Consider the following 13,887-nt stretch of genomic DNA (forward strand, 5'->3'; position numbering starts at 1 on the left):
CCGGGTCATTTGGCGTCGGCGTAGGATCCGACGGTCACGACGCCGACCGGGAACTGCACGGGAATCCGTCCGAACATCAGCGCCGCCGCCCGTTCCGCGGCCTCCTGCACCATCGACGAGACCCGTTCGGCCGCTTCGGCGGGCACGTGCAGCATCACCTCGTCGTGCAGGAAGAAGACCAGTTCGCCGTCGTCCCGCCCCTCCGACTTCGCCGCCCGCAGCCGCAACCGGATGTCCGCCAGCCAGCACAGCGCCCATTCTGCCGCGGTTCCCTGGACCACGAAGTTGCGGGTGAACCGCCCCCGGGACCGGGCGGCGCCATCGGCACGGCGTTGCTCCTCTGCGGAGGCGGCCCGCTGGCCGGCCAGCCAGCGTTCCGACGCCGCCGGGGAGCACCGGCCCAGCCAGGTGCCCACGACGCCACCGCCCTCGCCGATCCGGGCGGCCCGTTCGAGCACCCCGATGGCCTGCGGGAACGTTCGGGTCAACTGGGGCATCAGCCGTCCTGCCTCCCCGGTCGTCGAGCCGTACATGGCACCGAGCATGGCGATCTTCGCGTGGGCCCGGTCGCCGCCGAAGCCCTGGTCGGCAATTCCCTGGTAGAGGTCCCGGCCGCGGGCCGCATCGGCCAGGCCGTTGTCGCGGCCCAGCGCGGCGAGGATCCGTGGTTCCAACTGGGCGGCATCGGCGACGACCAGCACGTGTCCCGCGTCCGGGCGGACCGCGTCGCGGATCGTGTGCGGGATCTGCAGCGCGCCCCCGCCGCGGGAGGCCCACCGGCCGGTGACCACGCCGCCGACCACGTATTCGGGCCGGAATCGGCCGTCGTGCACCCAGGCGTCCAACCACGCCCAGCCGTTGGCGGTATGCAGCCGGGACAGCTTCTTGTAGCGCTGCAGGACCTCCAGGGCCGGATGGGAGTACTCCCGCAGCTCCCATTGCCCGGTGCTCTTGGCGTCCACGCCGACCCGATGCAGGGCACGCAACAGCTCCTGCGGGGAATCCGGGTTCAGTCCGGGTGCCCCCAGGGCCGCACGCAGTTCGACCGCGACCTCTTCGGCACGGGCCGGACGTGCCCCCGGGGCCGTGCGCGGGCCCAGCGCATCGGCGAGCAGCGCCTCATGGACGTCGGGGCGCCACGGGATGCCGTGGTGGCGCATCTCGGCGGCGACGAGCGCACCGGCCGACTCCGCGGCGAGCAGCAGCTGCAGCCGGCGGCCGGGCGGGGTGGTGGGTACGGCGCGTTGCTGTTCGAGGAATTCCGCGGCCACCGCCTCCACCGACGTCCGCTCGTCACGTGGTTCGGAAAAGAGGGCACCCTGGTTCTCCGGCACCCGGGCCGGGGGCAGGGCCGCCGGATCGGCATCCTCCCGGTCGGCGCCGCCGGCGCGCAACCCCTGGGTGTAGCCGGTCTCTGCGGCGGCCGTGGAATGGCGCAGGATCGACCGCGACAGCGCCAGATCGCAGGCGCGTTCGACGGTGCACCCGGCGGCCAACAGCCCCGGATACCAGTCGGCTGTCCGTGCCCAGACCCACCGGGGCCGGCGGGCCTCCAGCTCCCGCACGAATCCGGCCAGCTGGTCACCGGGCAGCATGACCGGTGGCCCCTCGGCCGTGCCGGCCTCGTCCAGCAACTGCACGACGGCGGAAGCCACCCCCTGCCCGGGGGCAGCCTGGGCGGTGGAATGGGTGGCGAGGACTGCATAACCGGGCACCCTCCCATTCTTGCAGGGTCGGGCGGCCTGGCCCGCCCCCCACAACCACCGCGCACCGGCCCCACCACCCGGCTTGTCCACAGGGCAGCGTCAGCGGTCCTCGACGTGCCGGCGGCACCACGAGGGTGGTGACATGAACGAACTGCCCGCCTATCTCCCACCACCCCCGGCCGCCGGGCCCGGAGACGGGGAAGCCAGCACCTGCCTGCTCGTCACCCGCGACGACGGGCTCGCCGACCACGTCGCCCTCGTTGCGGCCGCCTGCGGGGTGGTCCTGGCCGTCGAACGGCACGTCCCGGACCGCTGGCCCCCCAACTGCACCCTGGCCCTGTTCGGACCGGATACCGCCGCGGATGGCCTCCCGGGAGGCCCCCGCATCCCGCTGATCCTCGTTGGCTTCGCGGAGGACAGGGACGAGCTCTGGCGGGCGGCCGCCAGGGATCCAGGGGTCCGCGTGGCGATCCTGCCGGAGGCCTCTGCCTGGTTGGGTGAATTCCTGGGGGAGCGGGAACTGCACTCGGGGCACGGCCGCGTCACGCTATTCTCGGGTGCCACGGGCGGCACCGGGACCACCACGTTGGCCGTGCTGACGGGTTTGGCGGGCGGACGGCAGGGAGGCCGCGTGTTGGTGGTCGACGCCGATCCCCACAGCCGGGGGATCTGGACCCTGCTCGGGCGTCCGGCGTCCGGCGGCGTGGGATGGGAGGACCTGGTGCGCTCCCGTGGCCAGATCGCCCCCGGGCATCTGGCCGGGATACTCCCCCAGGTCGACGGGACCTCCGTGTTGACCTGGACCGGGGGCCGTCCGGAGCCGGTGTCCGGTTCGACGGTGAACGAGGTCCTCGCTGCGGCCCGCAGGAGCTTCGACGCGGTCGTGGTCGATGTGGGGCGGACGGCCGGCATGGACGAGACGCTGGGCTTGCTCGCCGACTCCGTGCTGGTGGTCGCATCGGCGGCGGTTCCGGGCCAGGCGCAGGCGTTCACCCCGACCGGGCCGGATGCAGGGGTCCCCTGGCGGATCGTGGTGACCGGGAGCCTGCCGACCGGCCTGGACGCCCCACGCGTGGCCTCGGCAGCCGGGCTGGACCTGCTCGCCTACCTGCCCCCGGCGGCCGTGGTGGCGGCCGCGTCCCGCGAAGGACGCCTGGGCTCGGTGCTGGCCCGGCCACGGATCCGACGTCTGGTGGAATTGCTGGTGGCGTGGAGCTGGCCGGTGGCGCCGGGCGCTACCGGCCTCGAGAAGGTTGCGTCATGACCGGGCAGCCGGCTGCTTCCCCGCATGCTGCGGGACGGGAGAACGGCCGCCGTCGGTGGGTTCCCGTATCTTCGGGTCCCGACCGGGAGCCGGGTGGACGACTGGATGAGCGCGTTCTCGACGAGGTGCGCCGGCGGGCCCTGTCCGGCGGGGGCCCGTTGACCGGTGCAGATCTTGCCGGTGCGGTCCGCGCCTCCGGCCTGGTGGTCGGCAGCGGCAGCGCCGCCCAGGTGATCCGCGCACTCCAGGAGGACCTGCACGGCCTGGGGCCCCTGCAACCTGTCGCCGACGAGCCCGGAACCACCGATGTGCTCGTCGATGCCGAGGGGCTGGTGTGGCGGGACGGGGACGGTGGGTTGGTCCCGACGTCGTTGAGGTTCACCGAGCCCGAACAGATCCGGACGCTCGCCGTCCGGTTGGCTGCTTCGGGGGGCCGGCGCCTGGACAGCGCCCAGCCCTTCGCCGATGTCGTGGTGGGGCCATACCGGATCCACGCCGTCCTGCCGCCGATCTCGGCGGGAGGCCCCCTGATCTCCGTGCGCATCCGCGCCGGGAAGTCGGCCGGCTTGGGATCGGTCTTATCCCGGGGCGCGGCCAACCCCTGGCACGCGGTGCTGCGGGCCGTGATCCGGGCACGGTTGAACTTCCTGATCAGCGGCGGCACCGGCAGTGGGAAGACCACCCTGCTCGGTGCGCTGTTGGGCGAAGCCGAGCCCTCGGAACGGCTGCTCATCGTCGAGGATGCCCGTGAACTCGAACCCGCACATCCCCACGTCGTCAGCCTGCAATGCCGGACGGGGAACATCGAGGGGGCCGGGGAGGTGGGCATGACGGACCTGGTCCGTCAGGCACTGCGCATGCGACCCGACCGGCTGGTGGTGGGCGAATGCCGGGGGGCCGAGGTCGCCGACTTCCTGACGGCAATGAATACCGGACATGACGGCGCGGGCGGCACCGTCCACGCCAGTTCGGCCGAAGCGGTCCCCGCGCGATTGGCGGCCCTGGCCTCGCTGGCGGGCATGACGGGCCCGGCGCTCGCCGTCCAGGCCTCCAGTGCACTGGATCTGGTGATCCACATGGGGCGCCTGGCTGGTCGGCGCACACCCCGCGAGTTGGGACGGTTGGTCGGTGATGGCCAGGGATTCCTCGCCGTCTCGACCATCATGCGACTGGACGACGATTCCAGCATGCAACCCGGACCGTCCGCAGGCTGGTTTGCGCAGGTGCTGGCCGAGAGGTCCATCCCGTGTCCCTGGTGATCCTGGCAGCATCGCTATTCACCGGTATTGCCTGTGGGCTCGTGCCAGCCGGGCACCGGTGGCCGCGGGCCCAGATGTCGGCACCGGTCGGCAACCCGCTATCCGGTCCGCGGGCGTGGTGGGGCGTGCCCTGGCGCCGTTCGGCCGCCGCCGACGACTTGGACGCCCACGTGGTCGCCATCCGGCAGATGGGTGCGTTGCTGCGTTCGGGACGGCATCCGGTCGAGGCCTGGGCCCTCCTCGAAACGACGTGGGCCGAACGAGTGGCATCTGCAGCGGATCATGGCCGGGAGAGTGGGTTTGCCCGGCGGCGGGTGGGCGTGGCCACGGGGGCAGCCGGGGCGGCGAACGACGTCGTGGACGCCTCCCGGGCTGCCCTGATAGCCCATGAAACAGGTGCGGGCCCCTCCGTTGGCATCGAACGGCATCTGCATGCTGCTCCCCGCTACGGGCATGCTTGGAAGCGGTTGTGCTGGTGCATTCGTCTCTCCGAATCCACCGGTGCACCGCTCGGGGACCTGTTGAACAGGCTGGCGGGCCAATTGGAGGCCGAACAGGACTGCCGCCGCGCCCTGGACGCGACCCTGGCGGGACCACGCATGACTCAGAAGTTGCTGGCGTGGTTGCCGGCGTTGGGATTGGCGTTGGCCCAGCTCATGGGTGCCGACCCCTTCATGCTGCTCGTGGGAACGCCCACCGGCCGTGTGTGCCTGGCTGCCGGCGCCGCATTGTGGTGGGCGAACGCGATATGGTGCCGGCGGCTCTTGAGCCGCGCGGGGCCGGCTGGACGGGGCCGGGTGCCACGAAGGAGGGGCTCCCCGTGATGGTCCTGATCGCGGCCCTCCTGGCCGGTGCTGTTGCCTGGTGCTCCATCGCACCTTGGTACTTGCGGCACCGCAGTGGCCGCGGACCCCTGGCCAGCAGTACACCGGAACGGGCATCCCAGCCGCCCGCCGCCGCGGACGCACCCCTCCTGCTCGAACTTGCGGCCACCTTGCTTGATTCCGGTTTGCCGGTGGACCGCGCCCTGGCCACCTTGGCCCGGGACGTCGAACCATGTAGGGGATTGGGGCCGGTCGTCCGCTCCCTGGAACTCGGAGTGGGGTGGCGCCGGGCCTGGCAGGCCGCCCCTCCCACCCTGCGCGGTCTGGGTGAGGCGCTCGCCTTTGCCCAGCTCACAGGTGCCGCGACCGCTGATCTGCTGCGGGCGGCGGCGGAACAAGAACGGCGAGCCGAGGCCCGAAGATCCGAAAAGCAGGCAGCGGAGCTGGGAGTGAAGCTGGTCATCCCGTTGGGTGTCTGCGCGCTCCCGGCGTTCATCTGCCTGGGCATCGTCCCCGTCGTGATGGCCCTGCTGCCGGATGCCGGATAGGTGCTGGCCGGGCGGAAGACGAGCCCCCCACAAGGGCCCAGTCGTCCGGGTTTTCCAGATCCCGTCGGGGTGACGGGCCGCCGGCATTTGGAGCGGATCACAGTGGAGTCAGGCCCCGGGGTGGGGCCGGTATCGATGGAAAGCAGGAAAGAACATGAACGAGAACCAATCATCGACCACAGCGATGACGCGGAGCCGGGAACCCGAGGCAGCACCCCTTACGGACGAGGACGGCATCGCCACCGCGGAATTCGCGATTGTTGCCCTGGCGGCCGTCGGATTCGCCGGCCTGCTGGTCGGCATCCTGAGCAGTGGCGATGTGCGCGAGCTGTTGATGGGCCTAGTCCGGCAGGCCCTGTCCTTTTAGGCCCGGACCATGCCTTTCACCCATCAACGTGGCAGCAGCACGGCGGAGTTCGCCGTGCTGCTGCCGGCCGTGGCCGCCTTTCTCGCGCTGGCCTTGGGGGTCGGCGTCTGCGGCACCACCCAGGTGAGGCTGGAGCAGGCAGCCCGGGCAACCGCGAGGGAAATTGCCCGCGGCGAGACCTCGGCCGGCGCACTCGAGACAGGACACCGGCTGGCAGGGGATGCGGCGCGCATCAGGATCGGCACTGCCGGTCCGTATCGCCGCGTGGAGGTCAGCACGCGGTTCACGTTGCCATGGTTCGGCGGGCCCGAACTGCTGGTGCTCTCCGCATATGCGGAAGCCAAACCCGAAGTCGGAAGCGGTGGGCCAGGTGGCGGCGATGGGCGATGAAGTGCCCCGAGCCCGCTGGCTCACGCGCGGCTCCGGCGTCACGCAGCGCGGTTCGGGGACCGTGCTCGTCGTGGCACTGGTGGCCGCATCGGTCTTCGGGCTCTTGGCCATCCTGGCGGTCACCGCGGCGGTCTCTGCGGGGGGCAGGGCGGCCAGTGCCGCGGACCTGGCCGCGCTGGCTGGCGCCGATGCCGCGCGTGGCCTGTCCCCGGGTGAACCGTGTGGTGTTGCCGCGGACGTCGCCGCGCGCAACGGTGCACGGCTGGTGGATTGCCGGAGGTCGACGCCCGACGGCGTCATCGTCGAGGTCTGGACCTCGGTGGCCGTGGGCCCCGGAACGGACTGGCTGGCCGGATTGGGAGTGGAAGGAGCCGGCCGATCCCGGGCCGGGCCGCCGACCCGACCCTGGCGGCCGCCGGGCTAGTTCGCTGCGAGCCGGGCGTGGCGCAGCAGCAGCCCCAGCAACGTGACGGCGCCGGCCTTGTCCAGGGGATTGTTCCGGTTGCCGCACTTGGGCGACTGGACGCAGGAGGGGCATCCGGCATCGCATTCGCAGGCCATGATCGCCTCGCGGGTCGCGCTCAACCAGGTGGTGACGCGTTCGAACGCGCGCTCCACGAAACCGGCTCCGCCCGGATAGCCGTCATAGACGAAGATGGTCGGCATTCCGGTATCCATATGAAGCGCGGTGGATACGCCACCGATGTCCCAGCGATCGCTGGATGCCACCAATGGGAGCATGCCGATGGAAGCATGTTCTGCGGCGTGCAGGGCTCCCGGGGCCGCATCGGGCAGGATGCCCGCACTGGCCATCTCCCGCTCGGGCACCGTGAACCAGATGGCCTTGGTGAACAGGTCGCGGGCGTCGAGCTCCAGCGGCTCCTCGCCCAGCACCTCGTTGCTGGCCACCGCCTTGCGTTGGAAGGAGACCACCTGGGTGGTGACCTTGACGTCTCCGAAATGCACCTGCGTCGGTCCCCAGTCGCGGGTGCGTTGTGTCTCGATCACGTCGATCGTGGTGATGTCGCGTGCCTGCGTGTAGTAGTCGGGCGTTGCCCGGTTCACCAGCACGCAGTGGTCCTGCTCGTTGAGCTCCTCCACCACGTAGGTCGAGCCCTGGTGGACATATACGGCCCCCGTGTGGGCCTGGTATTGGGTTTGCGGCGAATCCATCGTCCCGAGTAGCGCGCCGGTCTGGGCATCGATGATGTTCATCGGCCCTCCCCCGTCCGCCCGCAGGTTCACCATCGAGGCGGCGCTTTCAGGGTGGGTCCAAAACCAGCCCGACGGGCGGCGCCGAAGGTATCCGCGGTCGACCAGGGAATCCAGGAGTTCTCCTGCGGAGGGCCCGAAGAGGTGGACCTCCTCGAGGCGCAGTGGCTGTTCGGCGGCTGCCGCGCAGAGGTGTGGACCCAGCACATAGGGATTGGACGGGTCGAAGACGGTGGCTTCCACCGAGGCATCGAAGATCGCCTCCGGGTGGTGGACCAGATAGGTATCCAGTGGATCGTCGCTGGCCACGAAAGCTGCCAGGGCGTCTTGGCCGGCGCGTCCTGCCCGGCCGATCTGCTGGAAGAAGGACGCCCTGGTCCCGGGCCACCCGGCGACCAGCACGGTATCCAGGCCGGCGATGTCGATGCCCAGTTCCAGTGCCGACGTCGAGGCGATTCCGAGGAGCTCGCCGCTGCGCAGCTGGCGCTCCAGGGCCCGCCGTTCCTCCGGAAGGTAGCCCGAGCGGTAGGCTGCGATCCGGCCCGGGAGGCTGGGATGGATCTCGTCGACCAGACGGCGGGCGATGGTGGAAATGGTCTCGGCCCCACGTCGTGACTTGATGAAGGCGATGGTCCGGACCTGCGCGCTGACCAGGTTGGCCAACAGGTCCGCGGTTTCGGCGATGACGGTCCGCCGCACCGGTGCGCCGTTCTCCCCACGTGAATCGGTCAGCGGCGGCTCCCACAGGGCGACGACGGTCTGGCCGTGGGGCGAAAAGTCGGTGGTCACTTCGGAGGCCTCGGCGCCGATGAGCCGCCCGAACGAACGTCCCGGTTCGGAACTGGTCGCCGACGCCCCGATGAACACCGGGGTCGCCCCATAGTGGTCGCAGATCCTTCGGAGGCGCCGCAGGAGATTGGCGACATGGGAGCCGAAGACCCCCCGATAACTGTGGGCCTCGTCCACGATGACGTAGGAGAGGCGTCGGAAGAAGCGGGCCCATGCCGGGTGGTTGGGCAGGACGCCGAAGTGGAGCATGTCGGGATTCGTCAGCACGAAGTTCGCATGGTCGCGGATCCACCGGCGTTCGCCGGGATCGGTATCGCCGTCGTACGTGGCGACTTTGAGCGTCGGCAGGCCCAGGCCCGCCAAGGCCGATTGTTGGTCTGCAGCCAGGGCCTTGGTGGGGGAGAGGTAGAGCACGACGGCTCCGCTGGCCTGCAAGGTCACGGTCTGGTCGAGCTCGGCCCGGTGGATCGCATCCAGGGTCGGCAGCAGGTATGCCAGTGACTTGCCCGACGCAGTGCCCGTCGCCACGATCGTGTGGTGGCCCTCGTGGGCGCTCATGGCCGCCTGCACTTGATGCAGCCATGGGCTGCCGGCACCCGAGCGGCCAAAGGCCTCGACCACCTCCGGGTGCACCCACTCGGGCCACGGGCCAAGCACCGCCTCGCGGGCCGGCACGACGCGGACATGCGTCAGCGTCTCCGGTGAAACGCCGTGCCCCAACTGGGCAACGAGTGGATGGTGTTCGGTCACCGCACCATTGTGGCATCGACGGCCGACACCGTGGGCGTGCTCAGTCCCGCTGGCCCTCAAGTGTCACGATCGTGCCGATGGGGGTCCAACCCAGGAACTGGTACAGGGCCTGGCCGTCGACCGAGGCGACCAGCAGGCCCTCCTCGACGTCGTGCTCGAGCGCCAGGGACACCAGGGCGCGCATGACCAGGCTGCCCAGGCCCTTGCGGCGGAAGTCGGGGGCAGTGATGATCCGGTCGAAGACGGCGAATTCGTCGACCACCGCGACATGTCCGCTGGCGGCGACAACCTCGGGATCGTCCTCAAGGTGGATGGAGACATAGGAGTGCTTGCCGTCGCGCTCGGTTTCGATCGTGAAACCCTCGGCCGGCAGGGGGGACTCGACATCCTGTCCGGTCATGTCGGCGACCATCAGCGCCTCGTCCGCTGCGACAACGCTCAGCCCGGCCGCGAGGGCCGCTTCGCTGACTGAATGCGAGTCGCCGGTGACCGCGGTCAGCCGGCGTGCAGGGTGCTTGTTCAGGGTTTCGCCGACGGCCACGAGCTCCTCGGCGCTGGGCTCGTGGATGATGTATTCCCAGTCGCCGCTGGTGTCGTGGCGAAGGGCGGCATGGACGCGCCCTTCCTGGCGGCTTTCATAGCCGCGTGCACCCACCCAGCCGGTGACCCAGGTGCCAATCAAATTGTCGTTCGCAGTCGATCCCATGCTGCCGACATTACCCGGTGCCGGGTGCATGAGGGGATCCGATGCCGTAACAGTTTCCATTTGGTAGTGAATTGTTAACATCGTTTCGCATCTTCGCCGTCGGGCCGTGGAAGGCTCGGGCGCAGCGGCACGGCAGGACCCGTTTCCGCGCATTACGCTTAACGAATGTCCCAGCACCGCATCGTCCTCTTCTACGCCTTCACCCCGCTTGCCGACCCGGAGGCCATCCGTCTCTGGCAGCGCTCGCTGCTCGAACAGTGGGGGCTCCGGGGACGCATCCTGATCTCGAGGGACGGCATCAACGGGACCGCCGGCGGCGAGATCCACGCGGTCAAGCAGTACGTGAAGGCCACCCGCGAGTACCCGGCCTTCCATCGGATGGACGTCAAATGGAGCGACGGTTCGGCCGAGGACTTCCCCCGGATATCGGTCAAGGTCCGTGACGAGATCGTCTCCTTCGGAGCCCCGGGCGAGCTCAAGGTGACGGTGGACGGGGTGCAGGGTGGTGGCCGGCACCTGAGCCCGGAACAGGTGCACGAACTGGTGGACAGCCGGCGCGCGGCCGGGGAAGAGGTGGTGTTCTTCGACGGGCGCAACGCCTTCGAAGCACAGATCGGCAAGTTCAAGGACGCCGTGGTGCCCCAGGTCGAGACCACGCACGACTTCATCCGGGAACTCGACTCGGGCAAGTACGACGAACTCAAGAACAAGCCCGTGGTCACGTATTGCACCGGCGGCATCCGCTGCGAGGTGCTCTCCTCCCTGATGGTCAATCGAGGTTTCCGCGAGGTCTACCAGCTCAAGGGAGGCATTGCGCGCTACGGCGAGCAGTACGGCGACCAGGGCCTATGGGAGGGGTCGCTCTATGTATTCGACCGGCGCATGCACCTGGAGTTCACTCCGGAGGCAGTTACCGTCGGCCGCTGCGTGGGATGCGAGGCCCCGACGAACAAGTTCGAGAACTGTGCCACACCGTCCTGCCGCAAGCTGCGGCTGTTCTGCCCCGACTGCGCAGCCGATGACGCCCTGCGGCTCTGCCCCGATTGCTACGCTTCCGGCCGCCAGTCCGTCGAGGCGTCGACCACCACCTGATCGGCCTCCTCGACGGCGAAGACCTCGAAACCGCGGGCCCGGTAGTTGGCCAGTGCCGCCGGGCCATCCAGCGAGCACGTATGGACCCAGACGCGGCGGACCGGGGCGATGCCCGGCCACCTGGTGTGCAGGTCCCAGGCACGCGCCGTGCCCTCCCCGAGCAACGGCCCACCCAATCCGCGGCCGAGCTGTTCGGGGAACAAGCCGAAATAGACGATCTCCACCACGCCGTCGGGTGAGCCGGCGAGCTCGAGGTAGCCGCCCGGCGCGCCGTCGACGGTGAGCACCCACGTCTCGCAGCCCGGACGGCTGACAACATCGGCCCACTGGCGGCGCGTCAGGGGCAGCCGGTCTGCCCAGTTCCATCCGCTACCCACCGACCGGTAGAGGAACTTGCTGAACTCGGGCGTGATATCGCGGACACGCTCGATGCTGCATCCCGCCGGCAGGGCCCGGGAAGAGGGGCGGAGTGCGTCGACGGAGAGCATCTCCAGCGACGTGGTGGTGACCTGGGGCATGGCAGCTCCTGGAAGTGTGTGTGGTGGCCTATGCACCGGAAGCCTATCGGCCACTAGGCTCTGCAGCGTGAATACTACGGATGCCTTTGCCGTCATTGACCATGCCCCGCGCAGCGACGACCAGGAACTGCTGGAGGCGCTGGCCGCTGACCTGCGTGCCGCGCGCTACCACCACGACGCCGTGACCGCCCTCCTGGGCGAGCCGGCCCACGAGGCGCTCGGGCGCGACCAGATCGTCCCGGCGATGCTGGCCAGCGACGATGCCATCTCCCGCGGGGAGCCGGCCCCCTTGGTATACCTCGTCAGGCTCTGGCTGCTGGGAATGCCACTGGATCCCGGGCAAGTGGGCGCCGCCCTTCCACGGCTCGGGGCCGTCGGTGCCCTTCGGCTCGGACTGATCGAACCCGACGGCGGGCTGTTCCGGGCGGCCGTCGATGTCCGCCCCCATGCCAGCGACGCGGACGCGGAGGTCTGGGTGGCCAGCGATCTCGGGGCACACCAGCGGCCGGGAGTGCTGGGACACGACCACGTGCTCGGCATCGGACAAGCATCGCTGACCTTGGCCCAGGCCGTGATCCGACGCCCGGTGGACCGCGCGCTGGATCTCGGGACCGGCTGCGGCGTCCAGCTCTTCCACCTCCTGCCGCACTGCCGCCAGATCGTGGCCACCGACGTCTCGGAGCGCGCCCTGGCCTTCACCAGGTTCAACCTGCTGCTCAACCACCAGGCCCTCCACGTGGACCCGGCCCGCCTCGAGGACCGGGTGGAGCTTCGCCTGGGTTCATTGCTCGAACCCGTGGAGGGGGAGCGCTTCGACCTGGTGGTCTCGAATCCGCCCTTTGTGATCACCCCGCGGCATGCGGGCGAGCGCTCCGAGGACCAGTTCACCTATCGCGACGGTGGCATGGCGGGGGATTCGCTCGTCGAGTCACTGGTGCGCGGGCTCCCCGACGTCCTCGCCCCCGGCGGCGAGGCGCAGATGCTGGCGAATTGGGAGATGGCAACCAGTTCAGGCGAGGACTCGACCCAAGAGACAAACGTCGTCACCATGGTCGATAAGTCAACCAATGACAATTCCCCTGATGACTGGAGCCGGAGGCCGCGGTCCTGGGTGCGGGAGGGGATGGAGGCCTGGTTCATCCAGCGCGACCGCACCGAACCGGCCCTGTATGCGGAAACCTGGCTCCGCGACGCTTCGCAGGGCCGGGACCGGGATGCCTACGCCGCCTCCTACGCCGACTACCTCGCGGATTTCGCCACGCGGAAGGTGCAGGAGATCGGTTTCGGAATGCTCTGGTTGCGGCGTCCGGCAGTACCCGGCCGGATGCCGTTCGGTGTTCGGTTCGAGGAGATCACCTATCCGATCGAGCAGCCCATTGGGCCCCACCTCGGGGCCCAGATCGACGCCGCCGACTCGCTGGCCGATCGCGACGTGGCCGATCTGCTGCTCCAGGTGGCGGACGACGTCACCGAGGAGCGGCACCAGCGACCGGGCGCGGAGCACCCCGGCGTGATCCTCCTGCGCCAAGGGGCGGGCCTCCGCCGGACCGCATTGCTCTCGTCGCAGGAGGCCGGATTCGTTTCCGCCTGCGACGGCGAATACACCGTCGGCGTCCTGGCCCAGGCCGTGGCGTCGCTCATCGAGGGCGACCCCGACGAGACCGTGGAGGGCCTACTGGCCAGTGTTGGCCGACTTGTTACACAGGGGTTCCTGACGGAAATGCGAAACAAAGGCTAAAGTTTTTCCACATGACGCAGAACACATCCGTGGGACGCCCGCCCGACGACGCGAGCATCCGACGACATACGGACAACCCGGTGGTCATCAGCGATCCACAAGCCATCCGGGCCCTGGCCCATGAGGCGCGACTGGAGGTCCTGGAGGAACTTTTCGCCTCCCAGACCACCCGCACGGCCACCGAGCTTGCCTCACGGTGCAACCTCACCCCGAGCGCGATGAGCTACCACCTGCGTGCGTTGGAGAAATACGGCTACGTCGAGCGCGCCGCCAGCGAGGGTGATGGCCGTGAGCGCCGGTGGAAGGCGGCGGGCGACCAGCTCGTGGTCGGTTCCCTGACCGATTCCATCGCAGCGAAGAACGCCTTCCTCAACGTCCAACTCAATGCCTTCCGCGAGCGCTTGACCGCAGAGATCAACCGCCGTGACACCGAGCGCAAGGCGGGAATCGAGCCGGCACCGGGCCGGGCGCCCGTCCTGACCACGGGCATGGTGTTCCTGCGCAAGGAACTACAGGATGAGTTCGCCAAACGCGTCTATGCCCTGGTCGATGAATACGAGGCGATGGCCGAACCGGAAGAGCGCGGAGTTGAGGGCGAACGCATCTACTACATGCTCTCGTTCCTACCCGAAAAACGCGGCTCCTCAAGCTGATCCGCCGAACGCGGCATTGGCCACACCGGGTCGCGCGGCTTGCGGTGGGTGGCCCCGGACCAGCTAACCTA

Annotated in this window: 14 protein-coding genes; 10 read left to right on the forward strand and 4 right to left on the reverse strand. The window is 69.6% G+C overall.

The window, feature by feature from the left end; translation table 11 throughout:
* Window positions 1-5 precede the first annotated feature (5 nt).
* Window positions 6-1,715 (reverse strand): bifunctional 3'-5' exonuclease/DNA polymerase, encoded by a 1,710-nt coding sequence (locus AC1MEQ_RS14050; RefSeq protein WP_479791590.1) that lies wholly within the window; start codon window positions 1,713-1,715, stop codon window positions 6-8.
* A gap of 133 nt (window positions 1,716-1,848) precedes the next feature.
* Here AC1MEQ_RS14050 and ssd point away from each other — a divergent pair, with 133 nt between their 5' ends.
* The 7 genes from ssd to AC1MEQ_RS14085 all read left to right on the forward strand — a co-directional run bounded on the left by ssd (window position 1,849) and on the right by AC1MEQ_RS14085 (window position 6,782).
* Window positions 1,849-2,970 carry a septum site-determining protein Ssd gene (ssd, locus tag AC1MEQ_RS14055; protein ID WP_479791591.1) on the forward strand — a complete coding sequence of 374 codons (1,122 nt, stop codon included), beginning with the start codon at window positions 1,849-1,851 and terminating at the stop codon, window positions 2,968-2,970.
* Window positions 2,967-4,229, forward strand: coding sequence for a TadA family conjugal transfer-associated ATPase (locus tag AC1MEQ_RS14060; protein WP_479791592.1), 1,263 nt, complete (start codon window positions 2,967-2,969; stop codon window positions 4,227-4,229). The genes ssd and AC1MEQ_RS14060 overlap by 4 nt, the downstream gene beginning before the upstream one ends.
* Complete coding sequence (locus tag AC1MEQ_RS14065; RefSeq protein ID WP_479791593.1) at window positions 4,217-5,053, forward strand: type II secretion system F family protein; 837 nt, start codon at window positions 4,217-4,219, stop codon at window positions 5,051-5,053. Before AC1MEQ_RS14060 ends, AC1MEQ_RS14065 begins: the two co-directional genes overlap by 13 nt.
* The gene (locus AC1MEQ_RS14070) at window positions 5,053-5,601 is read left to right on the forward strand and encodes a type II secretion system F family protein (protein ID WP_479796139.1); all 549 of its coding nucleotides are present in this window, start codon (window positions 5,053-5,055) and stop codon (window positions 5,599-5,601) included. Before AC1MEQ_RS14065 ends, AC1MEQ_RS14070 begins: the two co-directional genes overlap by 1 nt.
* A 154-nt stretch (window positions 5,602-5,755) precedes the next feature.
* Window positions 5,756-5,968 (forward strand): DUF4244 domain-containing protein, encoded by a 213-nt coding sequence (locus AC1MEQ_RS14075; RefSeq protein ID WP_479791594.1) that lies wholly within the window; start codon window positions 5,756-5,758, stop codon window positions 5,966-5,968.
* 9 nt (window positions 5,969-5,977) lie between these two features.
* Window positions 5,978-6,358 (forward strand): TadE family type IV pilus minor pilin, encoded by a 381-nt coding sequence (locus AC1MEQ_RS14080; RefSeq protein ID WP_479791595.1) that lies wholly within the window; start codon window positions 5,978-5,980, stop codon window positions 6,356-6,358.
* Window positions 6,348-6,782: an Rv3654c family TadE-like protein gene (locus AC1MEQ_RS14085; protein WP_479791596.1), complete on the forward strand. Its 435-nt coding sequence runs from the start codon at window positions 6,348-6,350 to the stop codon at window positions 6,780-6,782. Before AC1MEQ_RS14080 ends, AC1MEQ_RS14085 begins: the two co-directional genes overlap by 11 nt.
* Here the strand turns inward: AC1MEQ_RS14085 and AC1MEQ_RS14090 are convergent.
* Both AC1MEQ_RS14090 and AC1MEQ_RS14095 read right to left on the reverse strand, forming a co-directional pair.
* Window positions 6,779-9,109 (reverse strand): DEAD/DEAH box helicase, encoded by a 2,331-nt coding sequence (locus AC1MEQ_RS14090; RefSeq protein WP_479791597.1) that lies wholly within the window; start codon window positions 9,107-9,109, stop codon window positions 6,779-6,781. The genes AC1MEQ_RS14085 and AC1MEQ_RS14090 overlap by 4 nt on opposite strands.
* A 40-nt stretch (window positions 9,110-9,149) precedes the next feature.
* The gene (locus AC1MEQ_RS14095) at window positions 9,150-9,815 is read right to left on the reverse strand and encodes a GNAT family N-acetyltransferase (RefSeq protein WP_479791598.1); all 666 of its coding nucleotides are present in this window, start codon (window positions 9,813-9,815) and stop codon (window positions 9,150-9,152) included.
* A 165-nt stretch (window positions 9,816-9,980) separates the two neighbouring features.
* On the opposite strand from AC1MEQ_RS14095, the gene trhO reads away from it, so the two are divergent.
* Window positions 9,981-10,907 carry an oxygen-dependent tRNA uridine(34) hydroxylase TrhO gene (trhO, locus tag AC1MEQ_RS14100; protein WP_479791599.1) on the forward strand — a complete coding sequence of 309 codons (927 nt, stop codon included), beginning with the start codon at window positions 9,981-9,983 and terminating at the stop codon, window positions 10,905-10,907.
* Here trhO and AC1MEQ_RS14105 read toward each other — a convergent pair.
* Entirely contained in the window at window positions 10,862-11,425 is a 564-nt protein-coding gene (locus tag AC1MEQ_RS14105; RefSeq protein ID WP_479791600.1) for a GNAT family N-acetyltransferase, read from the reverse strand. The genes trhO and AC1MEQ_RS14105 overlap by 46 nt on opposite strands.
* Between AC1MEQ_RS14105 and AC1MEQ_RS14110 the strand changes: the two genes are divergently transcribed.
* Window positions 11,424-13,163: a DUF7059 domain-containing protein gene (locus tag AC1MEQ_RS14110; protein ID WP_479791601.1), complete on the forward strand. Its 1,740-nt coding sequence runs from the start codon at window positions 11,424-11,426 to the stop codon at window positions 13,161-13,163. The two genes, AC1MEQ_RS14105 and AC1MEQ_RS14110, sit on opposite strands and share 2 nt — an antisense overlap.
* Window positions 13,164-13,174: 11 nt before the next feature.
* Entirely contained in the window at window positions 13,175-13,816 is a 642-nt protein-coding gene (locus AC1MEQ_RS14115; protein ID WP_479791602.1) for an ArsR/SmtB family transcription factor, read from the forward strand.
* Window positions 13,817-13,887 lie beyond the last annotated feature (71 nt).

The sequence above is a fragment of the Arthrobacter sp. ASL1 genome (assembly GCF_056680475.1).